Here is a 16,873-nt window from a genome sequence, read left to right as displayed (position 1 = left end):
CGCGTGGCGGGAGCCGGTTTTTTTGAAATATAAAGGCGGTTATGCGCTATCCCCCGGCTTGCCCGGAGCGAACCCAATCGGCTACGATAGTGGAAATCAATCGGCATATGAAGGAGAGGAAGGCGATGGCCCAAAAGCGAAACTTCAAGGACTCGATCCGCCGCATGTTTTTGCTGCATGCTTTTGTGCCTATATTTCTGCTGTTTATCCTGTTCCTGATCTTCACCGTCGTTAACGCCCGCTTTATGCTGATCCATCAGACGAAGGAAGCCGGCAGGACCATCCGTTCTTCGCTTGGAGAGGTATACCGGTCTTACCATGAAGAAGTGAACCGGATGGCAGGGCTCCGAGAGGTGGTTGAGTATGCCGATACCCGGCGCGGCGGTCCCCGTGTATACGAAGAGTTCTACAATTTCAACAACCGTCAGCAGGTCAAGAGCATCATGCATATTCTGAACAAGAATGGCGAGATCCTTGCTTCTTCCGCTAATCTCAGTCCCGAGTCCTCCGAAAATGCGCTGAAAGCCATCGTGCTCCGGATGTCCAGAACCGGGCAGCCTCTGCTGGCCGAAAGCAATCATATCCGCTTTTCCCATGACCGTTACACGGTGTATACCTTTGCGAAGGAAATCCGGAAAGACGGCAAGATCATAGGGTATCTGACTTACCAGTTGTATGAAGAAGATTTTCAGAAGCTTATTTTTGTGCAAAATAATGAAATAGCCATCGTGACCGATCAGCACCAGACCATTATTGCCACCACCAACAACATTGTAAGAGGGCTCCTGAATAAGTTAACGCTTGAGAAAAAGAACGGATATATTTTGATCAATAATGGAAAGTATTACGGCAGCGAAACGTCCATTCCGCAGGCGCAGTGGCGTATTTACACGCTGAACGCCATCCAGCTCATGAACTATACCTATCTGTCGCTCGTTGTGTTCTTTGCCATTGCCAGCGTGCTGCTTCTGTTTCTGATCCAGGTTCTTGCAAGGACGGTTTCTGCACGCCATACCCGGGCGATCGACAAGCTGATCTATGCCGTAAGGCAGCTTCAGGCCGGGAACATGCAATCCTATGTTCATATTGACTCCGGTGATGAATTCGAGACGCTGGCCAATCAGTATAATACGATGCTCTCCCGTCTGAATGAACTGCTTGCCCGAAATGAAGAGCTGTCGGATTTAAGGAGAGTTGCCGAGGTGAAGCACCTTCAGTCACAGTTCCATCCTCATTTTATTTTTAATGTGCTGGAAACGCTGCGGTATGCGATTGTAGTCGATAATAAGCTTGCGCAGGATATTGTGCTTATTCTCTCGAGACTGCTGCGCTACAGCATCAGTACGGAAGGAAATACTGTGACTTTTAAGGATGATTTGAATTATGTTGCGGATTACCTAAAGCTTCAGCACATGCGGTTCAAGGACAGGCTGAGCTATACGATGAATGTTAATGAAGAAGCGATGGAGGCGCTCGTTCCAAGGCTGATGCTGCAGGTAGTTATTGAGAATTCGATTAAATACGGCTACCGGCAGAAGGAACGTCTTCATATTTCCGTTAACGGATACGTGACCGGTTCGGATTTAACCATCGAGGTAACGGATGACGGCGGAGGGATGAGTGAAGAGCGGCTGCGGGAGGTTCGCGGGATTATGCTGGACCCTGATAACGAGTCGCCGCATATCGGACTCAACAACCTGCATCGCCGCCTCGTTCTGATGTATGGGGAACGCTATGGCATCAACATCGACAGCGTATCCGAAGAGGGGACCGCTGTTTTGATCATCATTCCTTTCAGGAAGGAGGACGCTGATGTTTAAAGTGCTGCTGGTGGAAGATGAAGAGATCATCCGTAAAGGTCTGCGCTATACCTTTGACTGGCTGGCGGCCGGGTGCATCGTCATCGGCGAAGCCGATAACGGCGAGGCCGGGCTGGAGCAAATCCGGGCGCTTAAGCCCGATATTGTCATCGTTGATGTGAACATGCCCCTCATGAACGGGATTGCGATGATCGAGCAAAGCGTGCAGGAAGCGGTGTGCAGCTATATTATTTTATCGGGTTACGACGAGTTCGGGCTTGCCAGGCAGGCGATTCGCCTTGGAGTTACGGAATATTTGGTGAAGCCGCTGGAGCAGGAGCAACTGCTCGGCGCACTGGAGCGGGCTAAGCGGCAGGTCGAGATGAAGAAGAAATATGATGCGCTGATCCAGGCGGCTTCGGAGAGCGAGGAGGAGATTTACGCTTCGTTAATGAAGCTTCCGGCCGGGTCCTCCCCTTATGTCTCGAAGATGGTCGAATACGTCCAGGAGCACTACGCCGATAAAATCAGCATCAATGATCTCGTCGACCGGCTCGGAATCAGCGCGGCTTACCTGAACCGGAAATTTAAGAGCGAGACCACCTACACGTTCAATGATTTTCTGAACCGGTACCGCATTCAGCGGGCGATGGACAAGCTGAAGAGCGGCGAGGGAAAAATCTACACCATCGCCTCGGATGTGGGCTTCCGGGATTACAAATATTTTATCGCCATCTTCAAGAAGTACGCGAACTGCACGCCCGGCCAGTATCAGGAGCAGTTCGGAGTTCGTGAGACGGAGCTGGAATAATTCTGTCGGTCACTCAGGGCAGCGGGTCACCCGACGGGTATGCCAGCCGCAGGCTGGAGAAGCGCAGTGCTCTCCTTGCTGAACATGCGCTTGCTATCCCTTTCGCAAAGGTTCAAAATAAAGATACTCAGTTTTGATATAAGAGGGGGGCGCTGCCAATGGAGATAGGCATCAGCACGTTTGTCGAGACATCGCCGGATGTGCATACCGGAGAAGTCATGAGTCATGCGCAGCGGCTGCGTGAGGTCGTAGAGGAAATTGTGCTGGCCGATCAGGTGGGGCTGGATGTGTATGGCGTCGGCGAGCATCACCGTAAAGACTATGCGGCGTCCTCGCCCGCGGTTGTGCTGGCTGCGGCTGCGGCGCAGACGCAGCGAATCCGGCTGACCAGCGCGGTCACGGTGCTGTCGTCCGATGATCCGGTGCGGGTGTTTCAGGATTTTGCCACGCTGGACGGCATCTCGAATGGACGCGCGGAGATCATGGCGGGCCGGGGTTCTTTTATCGAATCGTTTCCGCTGTTTGGATATAACCTCGATGACTATGACGAGCTGTTCGACGAGAAGCTGGAGCTGCTGCTCAAGATCCGGGAGTCGGAACAAGTCACCTGGGAAGGCGGACATCGCCCGGCCATTCCGAATTTGGGCGTATACCCGCGTCCGGTGCAGAACCCTTTGCCGGTGTGGATTGGCAGCGGAGGAAATCAGGAATCCGTGATCCGCGCCGGGCTGCTCGGACTGCCGCTGGTGCTGGCGATCATTGGGGGCCGCCCGCTTCAGTTCGCGCCGCTTGTGGAGCTTTATAAGAGAGCGGCCGCCAAAGCCGGTCATGACGTCTCGCGTCTGCCCGTTGCCTCGCACTCGCACGGATTTATTGCGGAGGATACCGAAGCTGCGGCTGACCGGTTTTTCCCATCCACTCAGGCGGCAATGAATGTGGTCGGGCGGGAGCGGGGCTGGGGGCATTATGACCGTTCCAGCTTCGATGCCGCGCGCAGCCCCGAAGGGGCGCTGTATGTCGGCGATCCGGAGACGGTGGCGAATAAGATCATCCATTTACGAAAAAACGTAGGCATCACCCGCTTTTTTCTTCATACCCCGCTTGGGACAATGCCTCATGATGATGTTATGCGGGCTATTGAGCTGCTGGGAACGGAGGTCGCGCCGCGAGTCCGGGAGGAAATCTCCCGTTGGGAAGCGGCGGGCGAGCCGAGGGAGTAGACAGCCGTGTGGAGGAAATCAAGCCGTAATTTCGGCGATACACTGAAAAAAGCAGTAAATCCGCTTTGTAGAGCGGGGTTTGCTGCTTTTTTATCAATACAGTCTGGGGAGCTCCAGGATCGCGCCTCTGTTTCCGGAGGTGACCATGGCGGAATAGCGGGAAAGGTAGCCCGAGGTGATCTTCGGCTCTCTTGGCTTCCAGTTGGCCCGGCGTTGGTTCAATTCTTCGTCGGTAACGTTGAAATGAATCTCATTGGCCATAATGTCAATCCGGATGATGTCCCCATCCTGAATCAGCGCGATATTGCCGCCTACCGCCGCCTCGGGAGAGACATGGCCGATGGCTGCGCCTCGGGTGGCGCCGCTGAATCGGCCATCGGTGACGAGGGCGACCTTTTCGCCAAGCCCGCACCCCATAATAGCGGAGGTCGGATTTAACATCTCTCGCATGCCTGGTCCGCCCTTTGGTCCTTCATAGCGGATAACGACCACGTCACCCGCTATAATTTGACCGGAGTGAATAGCCCGCAGAGCGTCTTCCTCGCAGTCAAAGACTTTGGCCGGGCCTTCATGCTTCAGCATGGCGGGTGAGACGGCCGAACGTTTGACCACGCAGGAATCGGGAGCAAGGTTTCCTTTCAGTACGGCGATTCCGCCGGTAGGACTGTAAGGATTGCGGGCCGGACGGATAACTTCCGTATTTTTATTGAAGCAGCCGGCAATGTTCTCCTTCACCGTTTTCCCCGTACAGGTAATCAAATCCGTCTTCAGCAAGCCCAGTTGATCGATTTCGTTCATTACTGCGTAAATGCCGCCCGCTTGATCAAGCTCCTCAATGTAGGTATGTCCGGCTGGCGCGAGGTGGCAGAGGTTCGGCGTTCTGGCGCTGATTTCATTGGCTATGTCCACATCCAGCGCCACACCGCATTCATGAGCGATGGCGGGCAGATGCAGCATGCTGTTGGTGCTGCAGCCGAGCGCCATATCCAGGGTTAGGGCATTGGTAAAAGCATCTTCGGTCATAATGTCCCTGGGCCGGATATCCCGCTTCAGCAGCTCCATAATCTGCATGCCGGCCCGCTTAGCGAGCTGAATCCGCTTCGAATAGACGGCGGGGATGGTACCATTGCCCCGAAGGCCCATTCCCAGCACCTCCGTCAGGCAGTTCATACTGTTCGCCGTATACATGCCGGAACAGGAGCCGCAGGTTGGGCAGGCATTATTCTCGTATTCCAGCAGCTTTTCCTCGGTCATTGTTCCGGCGCGGAACGCGGCCGCCGCCTCCGAAACACTGGAGAAGCTGATCTTCTCGCCGTCCACTTTGCCGGCAAGCATAGGTCCGCCGCTGACAAAGATGGTTGGAATATTCAGTCGTGAAGCGGCCATTAACAAGCCAGGGACGTTTTTATCGCAGTTGGGAACCATGACTAGAGCGTCGAAGGCATGGGCCAAAGCCATCGCTTCCGTAGAATCGGCGATCAGCTCCCTTGTAACCAACGAGTACTTCATTCCTTGATGACCCATGGCAAGGCCGTCACAAACGGCGATCGCCGGAAAGACCAGCGGAGTTCCTCCGTTCATGGCTACGCCGAGCTTGACAGCCTCGACGATTTTATCCAAATTCATATGACCCGGAACGACATCGTTCTGAGAACTGACAATACCGATTAAAGGTCGGTCCATTTCCTCGGGGGTCAATCCGAGTGCATGAAGCAGCGCGCGCTGCGGGGCGGTTTTGGTTACGGCAGAACTGTTCATTTGCAAGACACCTCATTTGTTTATAAGTTGTATGACAACATTTTATTATGTTGGATGTCTGATGTATGTGTTAGATGTCATACCTTAAAATTAAGGCTCAGTCCAAAAAGCCGTTTTCATCCGAAAACAGCCCCTGTACGTATATTTATTCGTGCTTTAATCTTCCGTAATGCCAAAGCCGCGCATGGCGTGAATGATGTGCAGCTTCATAGCCGTTTTGGCGCCCTCGGCATCCCGCTTTGCAAGAAATTCCATAATCATCCGGTGATCTTGAAGAGTGTTCTGCACCATTTCTTCATCGATATCCGATAAGGGAACGCCCTTGTCTATAGCCTGATACAGAATCGGCATTAGCCGGTTCATGAACTCATTGTGGGTCGCCTTGGCAATCGATTTATGGAAGGCGCGCTCAGCCTCCGTCCGGTCTTCCTGTCGTAAAATCAATTCCTCTTCCAGACGTCCATAGTGGAGAATCCGTTCGAGTTCCTTATCCGTGGCGCGTTTTGCGGCATAGTAGGCGGATTGTGGCTCAAAAATCAAACGCATTTCATATAAATCCTTTACATCCACCGGAAAGGCGGACAGCTCGTCCAGCCCAAACTCCCCGGTGAGCTCTTGATTATTTTTTACATACGTGCCTCTGCCGCGCCGGATTTCCAGCACCTGATGGGCGGCCAGGATGCGTATCGCCTCTCGCAGCGTAGTCCGGCTAACCTCCAGCTCAGCGGATAACACGTTTTCATTGGGGAGCTTGTCCCCAGCCGCATATTTTTTCTCGATGGTAATCATTGCGAGGATATCCTCGGCGACATGCTCGGAAAGACTTTTCCCTGTTCTCTTCATTCGAATATCCCTCTTCCGTGTTTCTTTTCATTATACTGTGCCGCATATCCTTAATAGAAGCGTTGTCTGATGTCTGATGGATGCCAAAACAAAGCGGCAGATTTCAAATTGGCGCATCTTCACAACTTGACAAGAGAACCAAGGGGATATCTCAAATTTTAAAATATTCCTTGATTCGAATATTCCCTATTGGGTATATTATATGTATAAGCAGCCGATACACAATAATTGAAATGAGGTGGCCTGATATGACCCGTACCGGAAGCATAGGCCGCGCCGTATCCCAGGTTAGAATCGCTTCGCCAGAGGAACAATAGCATTATGAATATTATGACATTCAGCGCACTGGCCGAACCTAACCGATTAGGCATGGTCGAGCTGCTGCGCGGCGGTCCCTTGACTGTTGGCGAAATCGCCGATCATCTGGGGCTGCGCCAGCCCCAAGCCTCGAAGCATTTGCGGGTTCTGCTGGAGGCCGGGCTGGTTGAAGTCGAGGCAGTGGCCAATCGCCGGAACTACAGGCTCCGCGGCGAGCCGTTTCGGGCGCTGGCTTCCTGGTTGGATGCTTATCGCAGCTTCTGGAATGAGCGATTCGACAATCTGGACATTTACCTGCAGAAGATGCAAGCCGAAGAGAACATGCCGCAAGCCGGGGAAAGTGAACCGAAGGAAACCTAATCTTAAGGAGGAGTTTTCAATGCCGAATGAAATGATTACCAGGGTAGAAGGTCAGGAACTGGTTCTGGAGCGTGTATTCGATGCGCCGCGTGAGCTCGTCTTCAAGGCATTTTCGGAAGCTGAGCATTTGAAGCATTGGTGGGGACCCCGGGGCTGGACACTGCCTGTCTGTACTATCGATTTTCGTCCGGGCGGCATTTGGCATTACTGCATGAAGTGCGTGGATGAGAAGCAGGGCGATTTCTACGGCATGGAATCCTGGGGCAAAGCGGTCTATCAAGACATCGTGGAGCCGGAAAAAATTGTCTACACCGATTATTTCTCCGATGCGGAAGGCAATATTACGGAAGGAATGCCGTCTTCGGACATTACGATGGAATTTATCGAGCAGGACGGGAAGACGAAGATCATCAGCCGGGGACGGTTTGAATCCGCCGAAGCGCTGAAGACGGTTATGGATATGGGCATGGAGCAGGGCATCACCGAAACATGGGACCGCCTTGCCGAGTACCTGCAGTCTGTGAAATAGCCGCTTCATCAGCGGGGTTGCCCGGTGCAGGAGATATAACCGGGTTCAGCGCTCACAGTATTGTACTTCAAAGAGAAGGCCATCCTGTGCAGGGATGGTCTTGTTCAATTATGGACTTAAGCGAGGATGGAACGTACATTAGTGATTACAAACCGGTAAAAATGGGAGGCGGGATCCACTTTGCCTATGACCACGGCATTTCTTGTGTTCAGGTCAAGCGATTTGGCTTGATCTGTCAGCACAACACCGCTAAGTTCCGTAAACGGAACTCGGGGGTTGGTCGTAGCGATCCCAGAAGGGACCGGCACCTCAAAGGGATAGTTCTTAATTTGGGTCGTGATCGGAACAATCATGGCAAATGTTGAGTTTTCGGGGTCGATGAGTCCATCTGATAGTACGATTGCGGCGCGCCAGCCATTTTGTTCGTGCCCCCGCGTCGGGTGCATATTTAACCAAATGACGCTTCCGCGTTCCACATCTCCTGTAATTGACATTAAATGATCTCATCTCCCATTGGTTCTGCAAAAGTCTCTTCGTGGGCAGTAATCCCTGCTTTGCATTTCGCACGTATAGACAGAAAATGTCTACGAAGAGCGTCTTGATCGTCGGCAGTCGGAAACGAAGGGCGAAGAACGACCTCGTTGTTCTCGGTAACATACATTTCAACCTCTACTCCATCCGCGAATTTTACGAGCTCAGAAACTTCCTGAGGAATACGGACGGCCAGACTATTACCCCACTTGCGTATAGTTGTGTTTGCCATATGGACCAGACCTTTCTTTTTCCTTTGAATCAATATTACCACAACCTTCCGGACTGGTATATACTTAGTATATACATAAATACGAAATTTGATGAGCCAGATAAAAAGAGACTGGAATTCAATAAATCGAGATTACGGCCGGTGATGCCTGCGGCGGAAAAACAACTTTCGCCCGGTACTCAGGTGACGCTCCCGAAAGGAGGAAAAAGCATGCTGCATATTACAAACGGGGATTCTGTTGCGAACAAGCTCAGGCAGGGCGCGGTTCAAGGCGAGGTTGTGGCCTGGAGGGAAATCTATTCCGTTGGGCCTGTATTCCGCGATATGGCGCAGAGACAGAACCGGGAGATTCGGGCGCGTTATCTGGAACGGAATCTCGGGATTCCGCGCGAGGAGTATTTGAAGGAGGAGCAGGAGCGTATCCTGCGCGATTTGAACAGATTTAGTGTCGCAGTCCCCCGCCTCTAAGCCAACAGCGAAGGTGGGGGTTAGACACGTCCGCTTTACCAAACATACGTTCCTGTGTTATGCTTGATCCATCAAACTTGCGATGGAGGCGTATCTCATGAAGGTGGTCAAAACACTCAAACATCCGATTACGTCCCACCACCGCATGCTAGATGCGACTCTCCTTGTGTATCAAGAGGCGTTGTCATTCTTGATTACGGTCATTCAAGAGCAGTTTATGACCTTGGCATCTTTATCCACCCAATCGGTGGTGACGGCGGTAGAACGGTTGACTCACCGTACCAGGCAAAATCCGAATCCGCTCTACGCCGAATTTGATCAACGCTTTTATAAGTTTCCTTCGTACTTCCGCAGAAGCGCTATTGCAGAGGCGTTTGGCATTGTAAAAAGCCATCATTCCCGTCTTCAGCTTTGGCAAGCCGAGCGGCAACGTGCCCAGCAAGAAGGGAAACGCTTTTCGAAGAAACCGCCGACACTTGAGGCTCAGCGTCAGGCGTTCCCTTGCTTGTACAAAGGCAACATGTTCATTCGAACCTCCGATCGGGCAGCCAACATCAAGATCTTTCATCAAGGCGATTGGATCTGGCTCCCCATTATCTTTAAGGGGCAAGACTTATTTAAACGTAATGTGTGGAGCATGAAAGAATGCAGCCCCACATTGGTACGGAAAGGAAAACGATATGCCCTTCATATCGCTTATGAAGGGGATGTGAAGCTGACCCAGACGGAATTTTCCAAACAGCGGGTCTGTGCCGTTGATTTGGGGTTAACGAATTCCGCAGTCTGTTCCGTGATGGACGCAAGCGGCACTGTCTTGGCGAGGACCTTTATTAACCAAGCCAAAGAAAAAGACCGGATGCGCCAAATCACAGGCAAACTGAAACAAGCTCAGCGACAATCCGGTATAGGGGCAAAACCGAATTTCTGGCGGCGGATGAACGGCTTACAGACGCATATCGTCCACGATACCGCGCATCAAATCCTCGCCTTTGCCCAAAAGCACCGCGCAGATGTTATCGTCATGGAGTATTTAGGCAAGATGCGTCTGCCTAAAGGAACATGGGGAGCCAAGCGGCTTCGTGCCAAACTCCAGTTTTGGGCCAAACGGCGCATCCAAACGAAAGTGACCGAAATGGCGCATTTCCTGGGGATGCGGGTTTCCATGGTCAATCCGGCGAATACTAGCGCGCTTGCTTTTGATGGCAGTGGATTTGTACAACGCAACACAAAGCGTGATGTTGCTGTATTCGCAACAGGAAAAACGTATCACGCGGACCTTAATGCCTCGTATAACATCGGCGCACGGTACGTGCTACGTAATATACAAAAAGCCCCCTCTGAAAAGATGTGGTTGTCCTTGGAGGCCAAAGACCCTTCATTGGCAAAACGAACGTATTGGACGTTGGCTTCCCTCATTCGGGTGCAACAGGCACTGAGTCTTTAGATCATGAAGCTCGCAGCGTGTGCAACCCTGTATCGATGCCAACAGAAGCCCCCACTTCAGGCGTAAGCTAAGTGGGGGAGAGTTCACCAAATATAACGAAATTGTCTTATGGTTCGAATACGATCTGTTCGATCAGACGATGCTGTGTTATCTGCTTCATTCCCTTGCCGGGCAGACGCTTGGGGACACGAAATTGAGCTTGCTGTGCATCGGGGATTACCCGGGGGTTGAACGTTTTCGCGGGTTGGGGCAGCTTACGGTTAAGCAGTTAAAGGCATTATCCGGTACCTGGCGGTCTGTCTCAGAGCGGGAACTGGCGCTGGGAAGCAAAATGTGGGAAGCTTATACTTCACCCCTGCCGGAGCAGCATATCCGGTTCTTTGAGGAAGATACATCTGCACTGCCTTTTGTAAAAAAGCGTTCGAGGCGCATTTATCCCGTATCCCTTCGGTTCATAACGGACTTGGGGCGGTGGAGCAAGCTACTTTGGAGGCCGCTGTAGGCGCGGAATATACACCGCATGCTTTATTCGGGCAGGTGGGAGAACAATTGCATATTTTGGGCATGGGCGATCTGGAATATTGGCGCCATCTGAAGAACATGTCGGAAGCGCCCTACCCGCTGCTGCATATACAAGGGTTGGAAGATTTTCCCGACTTTGGTCATGCGGTACCCTCTTTTGCCGATTGCAGGATCACACTAACCGCGCTGGGCGGGAAGGTCTTGGCTGGAGAAGAAGACTACCTCTCGGTAAAAGGCAAAGACGAGTGGTATGGCGGGCTGCATTTGGAGGGGAAATCCGCTCTGTGGCGCTGGGATACGTCCTCCAATCGGCTGATTGAGAGATGACAGGCTCTCTCTGGCCACATTATTTTTGAAAGTTTTCAGAAAAAATCCATCGTTGTATAACGGTTTACGGAAACTGGACGATAATGGAATAAGGCGGTTATTCTATTATACAGGCGGTTGATTGAAATGGAAAAAATGGAGCAATTGCAGAATTTACTTGGTTTGATTCAACACACGTACGCGGAGGATGCGGCTCTGGTACTGGCCGATACAGATAAAGTGCTGGCCTATCTTCCCGGAAAGACGGTTGATCTAAAGATTCCGGTCGGAGCACCTGTTGAAAATTTCAAAGGCACAGTATCCTATACTGCGCTGGAGACTAAAAAAGTGCAGCGTGAAGAGCGGGGAGCGCAAAATTTCGGCGTGCCTTATATTTCGACGGCCGTACCCATTATGGAGGACGACCAGGTGATCGGCGTTATGGCATCCCTGACTTCCAACAATCGCAACATCAAGCTCCAGGAGGGGGCGCAGGAGCTGTCTTCTCTGGTTGAAGAAATGACGGCGACTTCAGAAGAAGTTACCCGTTCGGCAGAAGGGACGACCGAAAGACTGGACCAGCTTGCTGAGCATACCTTGACCATGTTAAGCGAAATTGAGAGCAGCTTTCAGATTCTTACATCGGTGAAGCATATAGCCGACCAATCCCATCTGCTGGGTCTGAATGCCGCGATTGAAGCGGCCAGAGCGGGTGAACAGGGCCTCGGCTTCGGGGTGGTCGCAACGGAGATTCGCAAGCTGGGTGCGACGAGCGGAGACTTGGCGAACCATATTCACGAGCAGATGGAAGCGATGAAGCAGTCCATTACCCAAATGAATCAATCCGTGCAGGATATCCGTGAGTTCGCGCGGCATCAGGCGTTGTCCATGCAGGAGCTGAACCGCGCCTACGTACATATCGCCGGCACAGCGAATGATTTGTCCAATCTCCACTAAGAGCCATATCGACACCAAAGAGGCCGTTTCGGGAAACGGCCTCTTTGCTTAGTACGAATAAGGATAACGGCCCCCAAGCTGCCCGGCATAGCCGTGCAGATACACTTGACTGTCGGAGGGACACGGGGGAGAAGACGCAGATTGGTGGCCGCCGTGATGCGAAAGCTTCGGGATTCCTTGAACCGGCGGCGGGAAGTTCCCGCAGACGCAGCCCGGAGGCGGCCCTATAATGACGGATTCTTGCAGCGGAGCGACCGCTTTCTTGTAATCCTCCTCGCTTACGCAGTAGGCCCGGTTCAGCACTTCCGGAGGGATGGCTTTCAAGAAATCGGAGCCATAGACGACATCAGGGGTAGGGACGTCAAAAATAGCTAAAAAGTGCGCCTGCTCCGATAAGACGACAATCCAGTGGAACCATCCTTTGGGAAATACGGAAACCTGGCCCGGAGCCAGCTTGTAGGTCATGAGCTGCTGCGTACAAGGATTAAATACGGAAGTTAGGATTTCCCCGCTGATGGCAAAGACAAGCTCCGTCGCATTCGTATGCCAATGCGGCTGAACGACGAATCCTCTGGTCATATGCACGTTGAAAAACCCCGTTTGGATAGCCGGAAGCTCGGCTCCGAACACTTGGGTGAGGTAATTGTGCGCATCTGCCTGGTAATTAATATGCTTATTGGAATCCGCCGTAAGCGTCAGCGCCGGAGAACTGAGCGGAGAGTTCATTCTGGGTTCCTCCATCCTGGGCATTTGTCTATCCATCATATGCATAACGGAAGGAGGGGGTTACCCTCAGGAATAGTTCTCTACGTACCAGTCGATGATTTTGCGGGCGATGCTGACGTTTGACGGAATGACGGGCAGGTTGCCGGGTTCGAACCAATCGGCATGGACGATTTCTTCCCCATCCACCGTTATTTCGCCGCTCTCATACTCGGCCAGGAAACCAACCATTAAGGAATGGGGAAAAGGCCACTGCTGGCTGCCGAAATAGCGGATATTATTAACCTTAATTCCAACTTCCTCCATAATCTCCCGCTTCACGCAGTCCTCCAGCGTCTCGCCGGGCTCAACGAAGCCGGCAATCAGCCCGTACATATTGTTCTGAAAATGCTGGGCATGGGCGAGCAGGATCTGCTTGTCCTTTAAAATAGCGGTAATCACCGCAGGTGCCAGCCGAGGATAGCTGACCAGACCGCAGTTCGGGCATTTCCGCGATCTCTCGGCCTCTGATAAGACCGTCTTCGTCCCGCACCGGCCGCAGTACTGATGCGTATCATCCCAGGCGAGCATCTGGATCGCCTTGCCCGCCAGATGGAACAGATCTTCATCCACTTCGTCATACAGTGAGCGAAGCGGGCGGAAGGCCATGCCTTCCGGTTCGGCCGCGTCCGCCTGAATCTCTACGGCAAAGCAGGGAGTATCTTCAAATGTCCCGAGATATAAAGTACGCACCGGATCAACACGCAGCAGCTCAGCCGATTGCGCTAGCGGAATGCCGATGCTGCCGGAAGACTCTGTAACGAGCAGTCTGCCCGAGCTGAAAATGAACCAGTACGCTAACCCGTCAAAGCCGGGCTCGGCGTCAACGGCTGGAATATATCGTTTGTAGATGCTTTCTCTTGGTTTCATCATGGCAAGAACCTTTCCAGGCCGGGACCACGGCGCGATAATCCTGCGCTGAAGGCAGGTCACTCGGCTAAATTTTTCTATTAAGAATAGCAAATAATGGTGAGAGTGACAACGAAAAACCTGCCGGCTCGGATCGAATCGGCAGGTTATAGATTGGCATGATCGGTTTTTCTAATTGTGATAGAATAAAGCTGAAAATCGACTATTTATGTCTTAAGAAAGATTAGACAGGAATTAAGGTTAAGGGCGGAGGTGTTCGAACTTATGTTGGAGCCGATCAAAACTTACAATACCGCGGTGGAAGCGACGCTCGAAGTAATTGGAGGCAAGTGGAAACCGCTGATCTTGTTCCATCTAACGTTTGGCAAGAAACGTAACGGCGAGTTCATTAGCTTAATGCCTGCTATCACACAGAAGGTTCTGACGCAGCAACTAAGGGAACTTGAGCGGGATGAAGTCGTTAAGCGGACAACTTACAATATGGTTCCGCCCAAAGTCGAATATGAGCTGACCGACTACGGCTGGAGCCTCAAGGAAATTCTTCATCTCATGTGCCGTTGGGGGGATACCCATGTTGAGCGGAAATACGGGGATCAAGCCATTATCTTGTCCGAAGTCCAAACAGAGAAAGAAACCGGTCTATGAAGTGCGAAAGACCGGTTTCAGTGTATAATCTCACGGAATTATCTTGCGCTTGCGGAAGTCTTCAAAAATGTTCAGGAACATGGACTCCGTATCCACAAACTCATGAAAGCCTGCCCTGCGCGCCTTGGTGCCGTCAGCGAAAAAGTCGTAATCCCAAGAAAATACAAAGTCGCCGAAGCGCCATGAGGAAACGCTGCTATAGCTGTTTTGCTCCAAGCCGTATTTTTTTACCATGGATTCCCACAGCGCTTCTTTGTCCTGCATAACTACGTCCAGCGACATAGGCAGCGGAGGCGCCGTCTCAAGTTCAAAATACGCGGCGATCTTGGGCCAAAGTTCGTTCCATCTAAACAAGTCCCCGTTCGTAATGTTGAAAGCCTGATTGGCGCAGCGCTCGTCGGTCGCGGCCCACACCGTTGCTTTCGCGAGCAGCCCGGCATCGGTCATTTCCAATAAACTGTGGTAGGCACCCGGTTTGCCGGGAAAGCGAAGGGGGATTCCCAGCTCTTTCGACATGGAGGCATAGACGGCGATGACCATAGCCAGATTCATTGGATTGCCGAGAGCGAAACCGCACACGACGGAAGGGCGGAGCGCCGACCAAGTCCAGCTTTTTCCCTGCTGCCGATTCTCTAGAAACTTCTGTTGGTCGATATTGAATTCCGGCGGCATATGATCGGCGTCGCTCTCGCGGGCTGGCGTCTTGAAAGGTCCGAGATGTGCTCCGTATACTTTATAGCCCTGCATGAGACTGATATGCCGCAGCCTTGCGGCAACCGGCTCGATAGCCTCAACTACGTTGACGAGCATAGCGAGGTTTGGGGGAACGAGTTCTGCCCATGTAGGGCGGTCCTGGTAGGCGGCGTAGAAAATATGGGTTACTTCCGTCAGGCTGCCTAATTTCTCACGGCTTTCCAAGGGATTCAGCAAATCCGCTGCGATATAGCGGACACGGCTCGATGATTCTCCGCCGCGGCGCGATACGCCGATGATATCCCAATTGGAAAGCGTGATAAGATAATCAATCAAATTGCGCCCGATCACCCCATTGGCCCCGACGACAAGAGCCGTTTTCTGTGGCGACGCTGCTTTAGCTTGCATAATTTAAATCCTCTCCTTCCCTGTAATGGCTGCACCATCATTGTGCGCTGGCTGGGACATGCGTGAAAAGTACGCACTTTGAAGTCATATAGTTACTTGAGAGTTACATAAGGCTGAGCAGAATAGGAAAGGCCGGGATCTCTTTGAAAGAAATCCCAGCCTTGTACGCAGTGTCCATCTTATTCCCCCAGCAGCTTCTCCGACAGCAGGTCTAGTGCCTGCATCACTTCGTTCACGTCCTCCGGATTCAAATGGGCATATTGCCCTGAGATCAGCCTCTCCAGCTTTGCCGATGACGCCGTCATCAATTCTTGTCCCGATGGGGACAGCTCGACAAAATAAACTCTTTTATCCTTGAGATCAGCCCGTTTGGTTACCAGCTTCTTCTGTATCAGCTTCTTCACTTCGCGGCTCGTGTTGGGCAGGGACATGCCGGTGCAAGCGCCGATCTGGCCAAAGGTGGCCGAGTCTTCGGTATACAGGAAATGCAAAATTTCGAATTGGAGCAGCGTTACATCTTCCGGTTTGGTCTCGGTAAGCAGATGGCGCGTCACTTTAGAGAATCCGGTTCCGAACGTCCTGAGTTTAAAGGCGAATTCGGGTAATGGCATGTTATCACCTCGCTATGTGGAATTATTATGACAAATATTTTTTTTGCGCGCAATCTATTTATCAATTGACAACTAATTAAGGATCGCATAATATAGTTGTGAAATGAAAATTATCATTTGATAACTAATTATGAGGTGAGGAATCGTGAACACATTGATCGTCTATGCCCATCCGAACCGTGAAAGTTTGAATGGCGCTTTTTTGAACGCTGTGATACAGGGGATTAGGCAGAATGCCGCTCCCGGGGAATTTCAGGTATTGGACTTGTATGAGGAAGGCTTCGATCCGTCACTGGTGTACAATAAAGAACGCAGAAGAAGGGATATGCACAAGGACCCGGAACTGGAAAAATACAGAGAGCAAATCCGCTGGGCCGACCGGCTCGTGTATATATATCCGATCTATTGGGGCAGACCGCCCGCTATCCTGCTGGGTTATATTGACCGGATGTTCGCCTCAAACTTTGCCTATAGAGACCGGCCGAACCGGATTTATCCCGAAGGGCTGCTGAAAGGAAAAAGCGCGGTGTGCATCTCCACGATGAAAGGACCGGCCCATTATCCGCTGCTAACTCTGAATAATGCGCATAAAGTGCTGATGAAGCGCGGCTTGTTCCATTTTGCCGGGATCCGCAAGGTCAAATTATTCGAGTTCGGGTCAATGGAAAGCAAGAAGGGGAAGCAGGCGAAGAAGCTGGCCAAGGTGGAGCGGTATTTTTCGGCGAAGTGACTTTCCGGGCAGTCAGCTCAAGCCATATTTTGGGTCGAGGTTTCTCTGGCGGAAAG

The 16,873-nt window shown here is 51.9% G+C and carries 20 protein-coding genes; 12 read left to right on the top strand and 8 right to left on the bottom strand.

Features of this window, described 5'->3' with window-relative positions:
- Nucleotides 1-125 precede the first annotated feature (125 nt).
- The 3 genes from PDUR_RS25955 to PDUR_RS25945 all read left to right on the top strand — a co-directional run bounded on the left by PDUR_RS25955 (nucleotide 126) and on the right by PDUR_RS25945 (nucleotide 3,830).
- Nucleotides 126-1,820 carry a sensor histidine kinase gene (locus PDUR_RS25955; RefSeq protein WP_042208784.1) on the top strand — a complete coding sequence of 565 codons (1,695 nt, stop codon included), beginning with the start codon at nucleotides 126-128 and terminating at the stop codon, nucleotides 1,818-1,820.
- Nucleotides 1,813-2,610 carry a response regulator transcription factor gene (locus PDUR_RS25950; protein WP_042208782.1) on the top strand — a complete coding sequence of 266 codons (798 nt, stop codon included), beginning with the start codon at nucleotides 1,813-1,815 and terminating at the stop codon, nucleotides 2,608-2,610. The genes PDUR_RS25955 and PDUR_RS25950 overlap by 8 nt, the downstream gene beginning before the upstream one ends.
- 158 nt (nucleotides 2,611-2,768) lie before the next feature.
- Nucleotides 2,769-3,830, top strand: coding sequence for an LLM class flavin-dependent oxidoreductase (locus PDUR_RS25945; RefSeq protein ID WP_042208781.1), 1,062 nt, complete (start codon nucleotides 2,769-2,771; stop codon nucleotides 3,828-3,830).
- 93 nt (nucleotides 3,831-3,923) lie between these two features.
- On the opposite strand, the gene ilvD is transcribed toward PDUR_RS25945, so the two are convergent.
- On the bottom strand, nucleotides 3,924-5,588 hold the full coding sequence (gene ilvD / locus PDUR_RS25940; protein ID WP_042208780.1) for a dihydroxy-acid dehydratase: 1,665 nt from the start codon (nucleotides 5,586-5,588) through the stop codon (nucleotides 3,924-3,926).
- A gap of 156 nt (nucleotides 5,589-5,744) precedes the next feature.
- Nucleotides 5,745-6,431: a FadR/GntR family transcriptional regulator gene (locus PDUR_RS25935; protein ID WP_042208779.1), complete on the bottom strand. Its 687-nt coding sequence runs from the start codon at nucleotides 6,429-6,431 to the stop codon at nucleotides 5,745-5,747.
- 321 nt (nucleotides 6,432-6,752) lie between these two features.
- Here PDUR_RS25935 and PDUR_RS25930 point away from each other — a divergent pair, with 321 nt between their 5' ends.
- Both PDUR_RS25930 and PDUR_RS25925 read left to right on the top strand, forming a co-directional pair.
- Nucleotides 6,753-7,109 (top strand): ArsR/SmtB family transcription factor, encoded by a 357-nt coding sequence (locus PDUR_RS25930; protein ID WP_042208778.1) that lies wholly within the window; start codon nucleotides 6,753-6,755, stop codon nucleotides 7,107-7,109.
- A gap of 19 nt (nucleotides 7,110-7,128) precedes the next feature.
- Nucleotides 7,129-7,638: an SRPBCC domain-containing protein gene (locus tag PDUR_RS25925; protein ID WP_042208777.1), complete on the top strand. Its 510-nt coding sequence runs from the start codon at nucleotides 7,129-7,131 to the stop codon at nucleotides 7,636-7,638.
- A gap of 116 nt (nucleotides 7,639-7,754) precedes the next feature.
- Here PDUR_RS25925 and PDUR_RS25920 read toward each other — a convergent pair whose 3' ends face one another.
- Both PDUR_RS25920 and PDUR_RS29010 read right to left on the bottom strand, forming a co-directional pair.
- The gene (locus PDUR_RS25920; protein WP_042208776.1) at nucleotides 7,755-8,132 is read right to left on the bottom strand and encodes a type II toxin-antitoxin system PemK/MazF family toxin; all 378 of its coding nucleotides are present in this window, start codon (nucleotides 8,130-8,132) and stop codon (nucleotides 7,755-7,757) included.
- Nucleotides 8,132-8,401 (bottom strand): AbrB/MazE/SpoVT family DNA-binding domain-containing protein, encoded by a 270-nt coding sequence (locus PDUR_RS29010; protein ID WP_156130637.1) that lies wholly within the window; start codon nucleotides 8,399-8,401, stop codon nucleotides 8,132-8,134. Before PDUR_RS29010 ends, PDUR_RS25920 begins: the two co-directional genes overlap by 1 nt.
- 210 nt (nucleotides 8,402-8,611) lie before the next feature.
- Here PDUR_RS29010 and PDUR_RS29305 point away from each other — a divergent pair, with 210 nt between their 5' ends.
- The 5 genes from PDUR_RS29305 (at nucleotide 8,612) to PDUR_RS30390 (ending at nucleotide 12,098) form a co-directional block, all read left to right on the top strand.
- On the top strand, nucleotides 8,612-8,869 hold the full coding sequence (locus PDUR_RS29305) for a DUF1835 domain-containing protein (RefSeq protein ID WP_042208774.1): 258 nt from the start codon (nucleotides 8,612-8,614) through the stop codon (nucleotides 8,867-8,869).
- A gap of 97 nt (nucleotides 8,870-8,966) precedes the next feature.
- Complete coding sequence (locus PDUR_RS25905) at nucleotides 8,967-10,313, top strand: RNA-guided endonuclease TnpB family protein (protein WP_042208773.1); 1,347 nt, start codon at nucleotides 8,967-8,969, stop codon at nucleotides 10,311-10,313.
- 19 nt (nucleotides 10,314-10,332) lie between these two features.
- The gene (locus PDUR_RS27595) at nucleotides 10,333-10,815 is read left to right on the top strand and encodes a hypothetical protein (RefSeq protein ID WP_052410410.1); all 483 of its coding nucleotides are present in this window, start codon (nucleotides 10,333-10,335) and stop codon (nucleotides 10,813-10,815) included.
- Nucleotides 10,800-11,162, top strand: coding sequence for a hypothetical protein (locus PDUR_RS27590; RefSeq protein ID WP_052410409.1), 363 nt, complete (start codon nucleotides 10,800-10,802; stop codon nucleotides 11,160-11,162). Before PDUR_RS27595 ends, PDUR_RS27590 begins: the two co-directional genes overlap by 16 nt.
- Nucleotides 11,163-11,288: 126 nt before the next feature.
- Nucleotides 11,289-12,098, top strand: coding sequence for a methyl-accepting chemotaxis protein (locus tag PDUR_RS30390; protein WP_042208772.1), 810 nt, complete (start codon nucleotides 11,289-11,291; stop codon nucleotides 12,096-12,098).
- Nucleotides 12,099-12,146: 48 nt separating this feature from the next.
- On the opposite strand, the gene PDUR_RS25890 is transcribed toward PDUR_RS30390, so the two are convergent.
- Both PDUR_RS25890 and nudC read right to left on the bottom strand, forming a co-directional pair.
- Nucleotides 12,147-12,824: a cupin domain-containing protein gene (locus PDUR_RS25890; RefSeq protein WP_081949693.1), complete on the bottom strand. Its 678-nt coding sequence runs from the start codon at nucleotides 12,822-12,824 to the stop codon at nucleotides 12,147-12,149.
- Between the two features lie 66 nt (nucleotides 12,825-12,890).
- A complete protein-coding gene (gene nudC / locus PDUR_RS25885; protein WP_179945173.1) occupies nucleotides 12,891-13,733 on the bottom strand; it encodes an NAD(+) diphosphatase in 843 nt (280 codons plus the stop codon).
- Nucleotides 13,734-13,994: 261 nt separating this feature from the next.
- Between nudC and PDUR_RS25880 the strand changes: the two genes are divergently transcribed.
- Nucleotides 13,995-14,375 (top strand): winged helix-turn-helix transcriptional regulator, encoded by a 381-nt coding sequence (locus PDUR_RS25880; RefSeq protein ID WP_042208771.1) that lies wholly within the window; start codon nucleotides 13,995-13,997, stop codon nucleotides 14,373-14,375.
- A gap of 30 nt (nucleotides 14,376-14,405) precedes the next feature.
- Here the strand turns inward: PDUR_RS25880 and PDUR_RS25875 are convergent, their stop codons facing one another.
- Nucleotides 14,406-15,476, bottom strand: coding sequence for an SDR family oxidoreductase (locus PDUR_RS25875; protein WP_042208770.1), 1,071 nt, complete (start codon nucleotides 15,474-15,476; stop codon nucleotides 14,406-14,408).
- A gap of 179 nt (nucleotides 15,477-15,655) precedes the next feature.
- Nucleotides 15,656-16,087: a MarR family winged helix-turn-helix transcriptional regulator gene (locus tag PDUR_RS25870; RefSeq protein WP_042208769.1), complete on the bottom strand. Its 432-nt coding sequence runs from the start codon at nucleotides 16,085-16,087 to the stop codon at nucleotides 15,656-15,658.
- Nucleotides 16,088-16,232: 145 nt separating this feature from the next.
- Between PDUR_RS25870 and PDUR_RS25865 the strand changes: the two genes are divergently transcribed.
- Nucleotides 16,233-16,817, top strand: a complete 585-nt coding sequence (locus PDUR_RS25865) for an NAD(P)H-dependent oxidoreductase (RefSeq protein ID WP_042208768.1) — start codon at nucleotides 16,233-16,235, stop codon at nucleotides 16,815-16,817.
- Nucleotides 16,818-16,873 lie beyond the last annotated feature (56 nt).

This window comes from Paenibacillus durus (assembly GCF_000756615.1).
GTDB classification, from domain to species: Bacteria; Bacillota; Bacilli; order Paenibacillales; family Paenibacillaceae; genus Paenibacillus_AQ; species Paenibacillus_AQ durus.
This window is presented reverse-complemented; position numbering and strand designations above follow the sequence as displayed.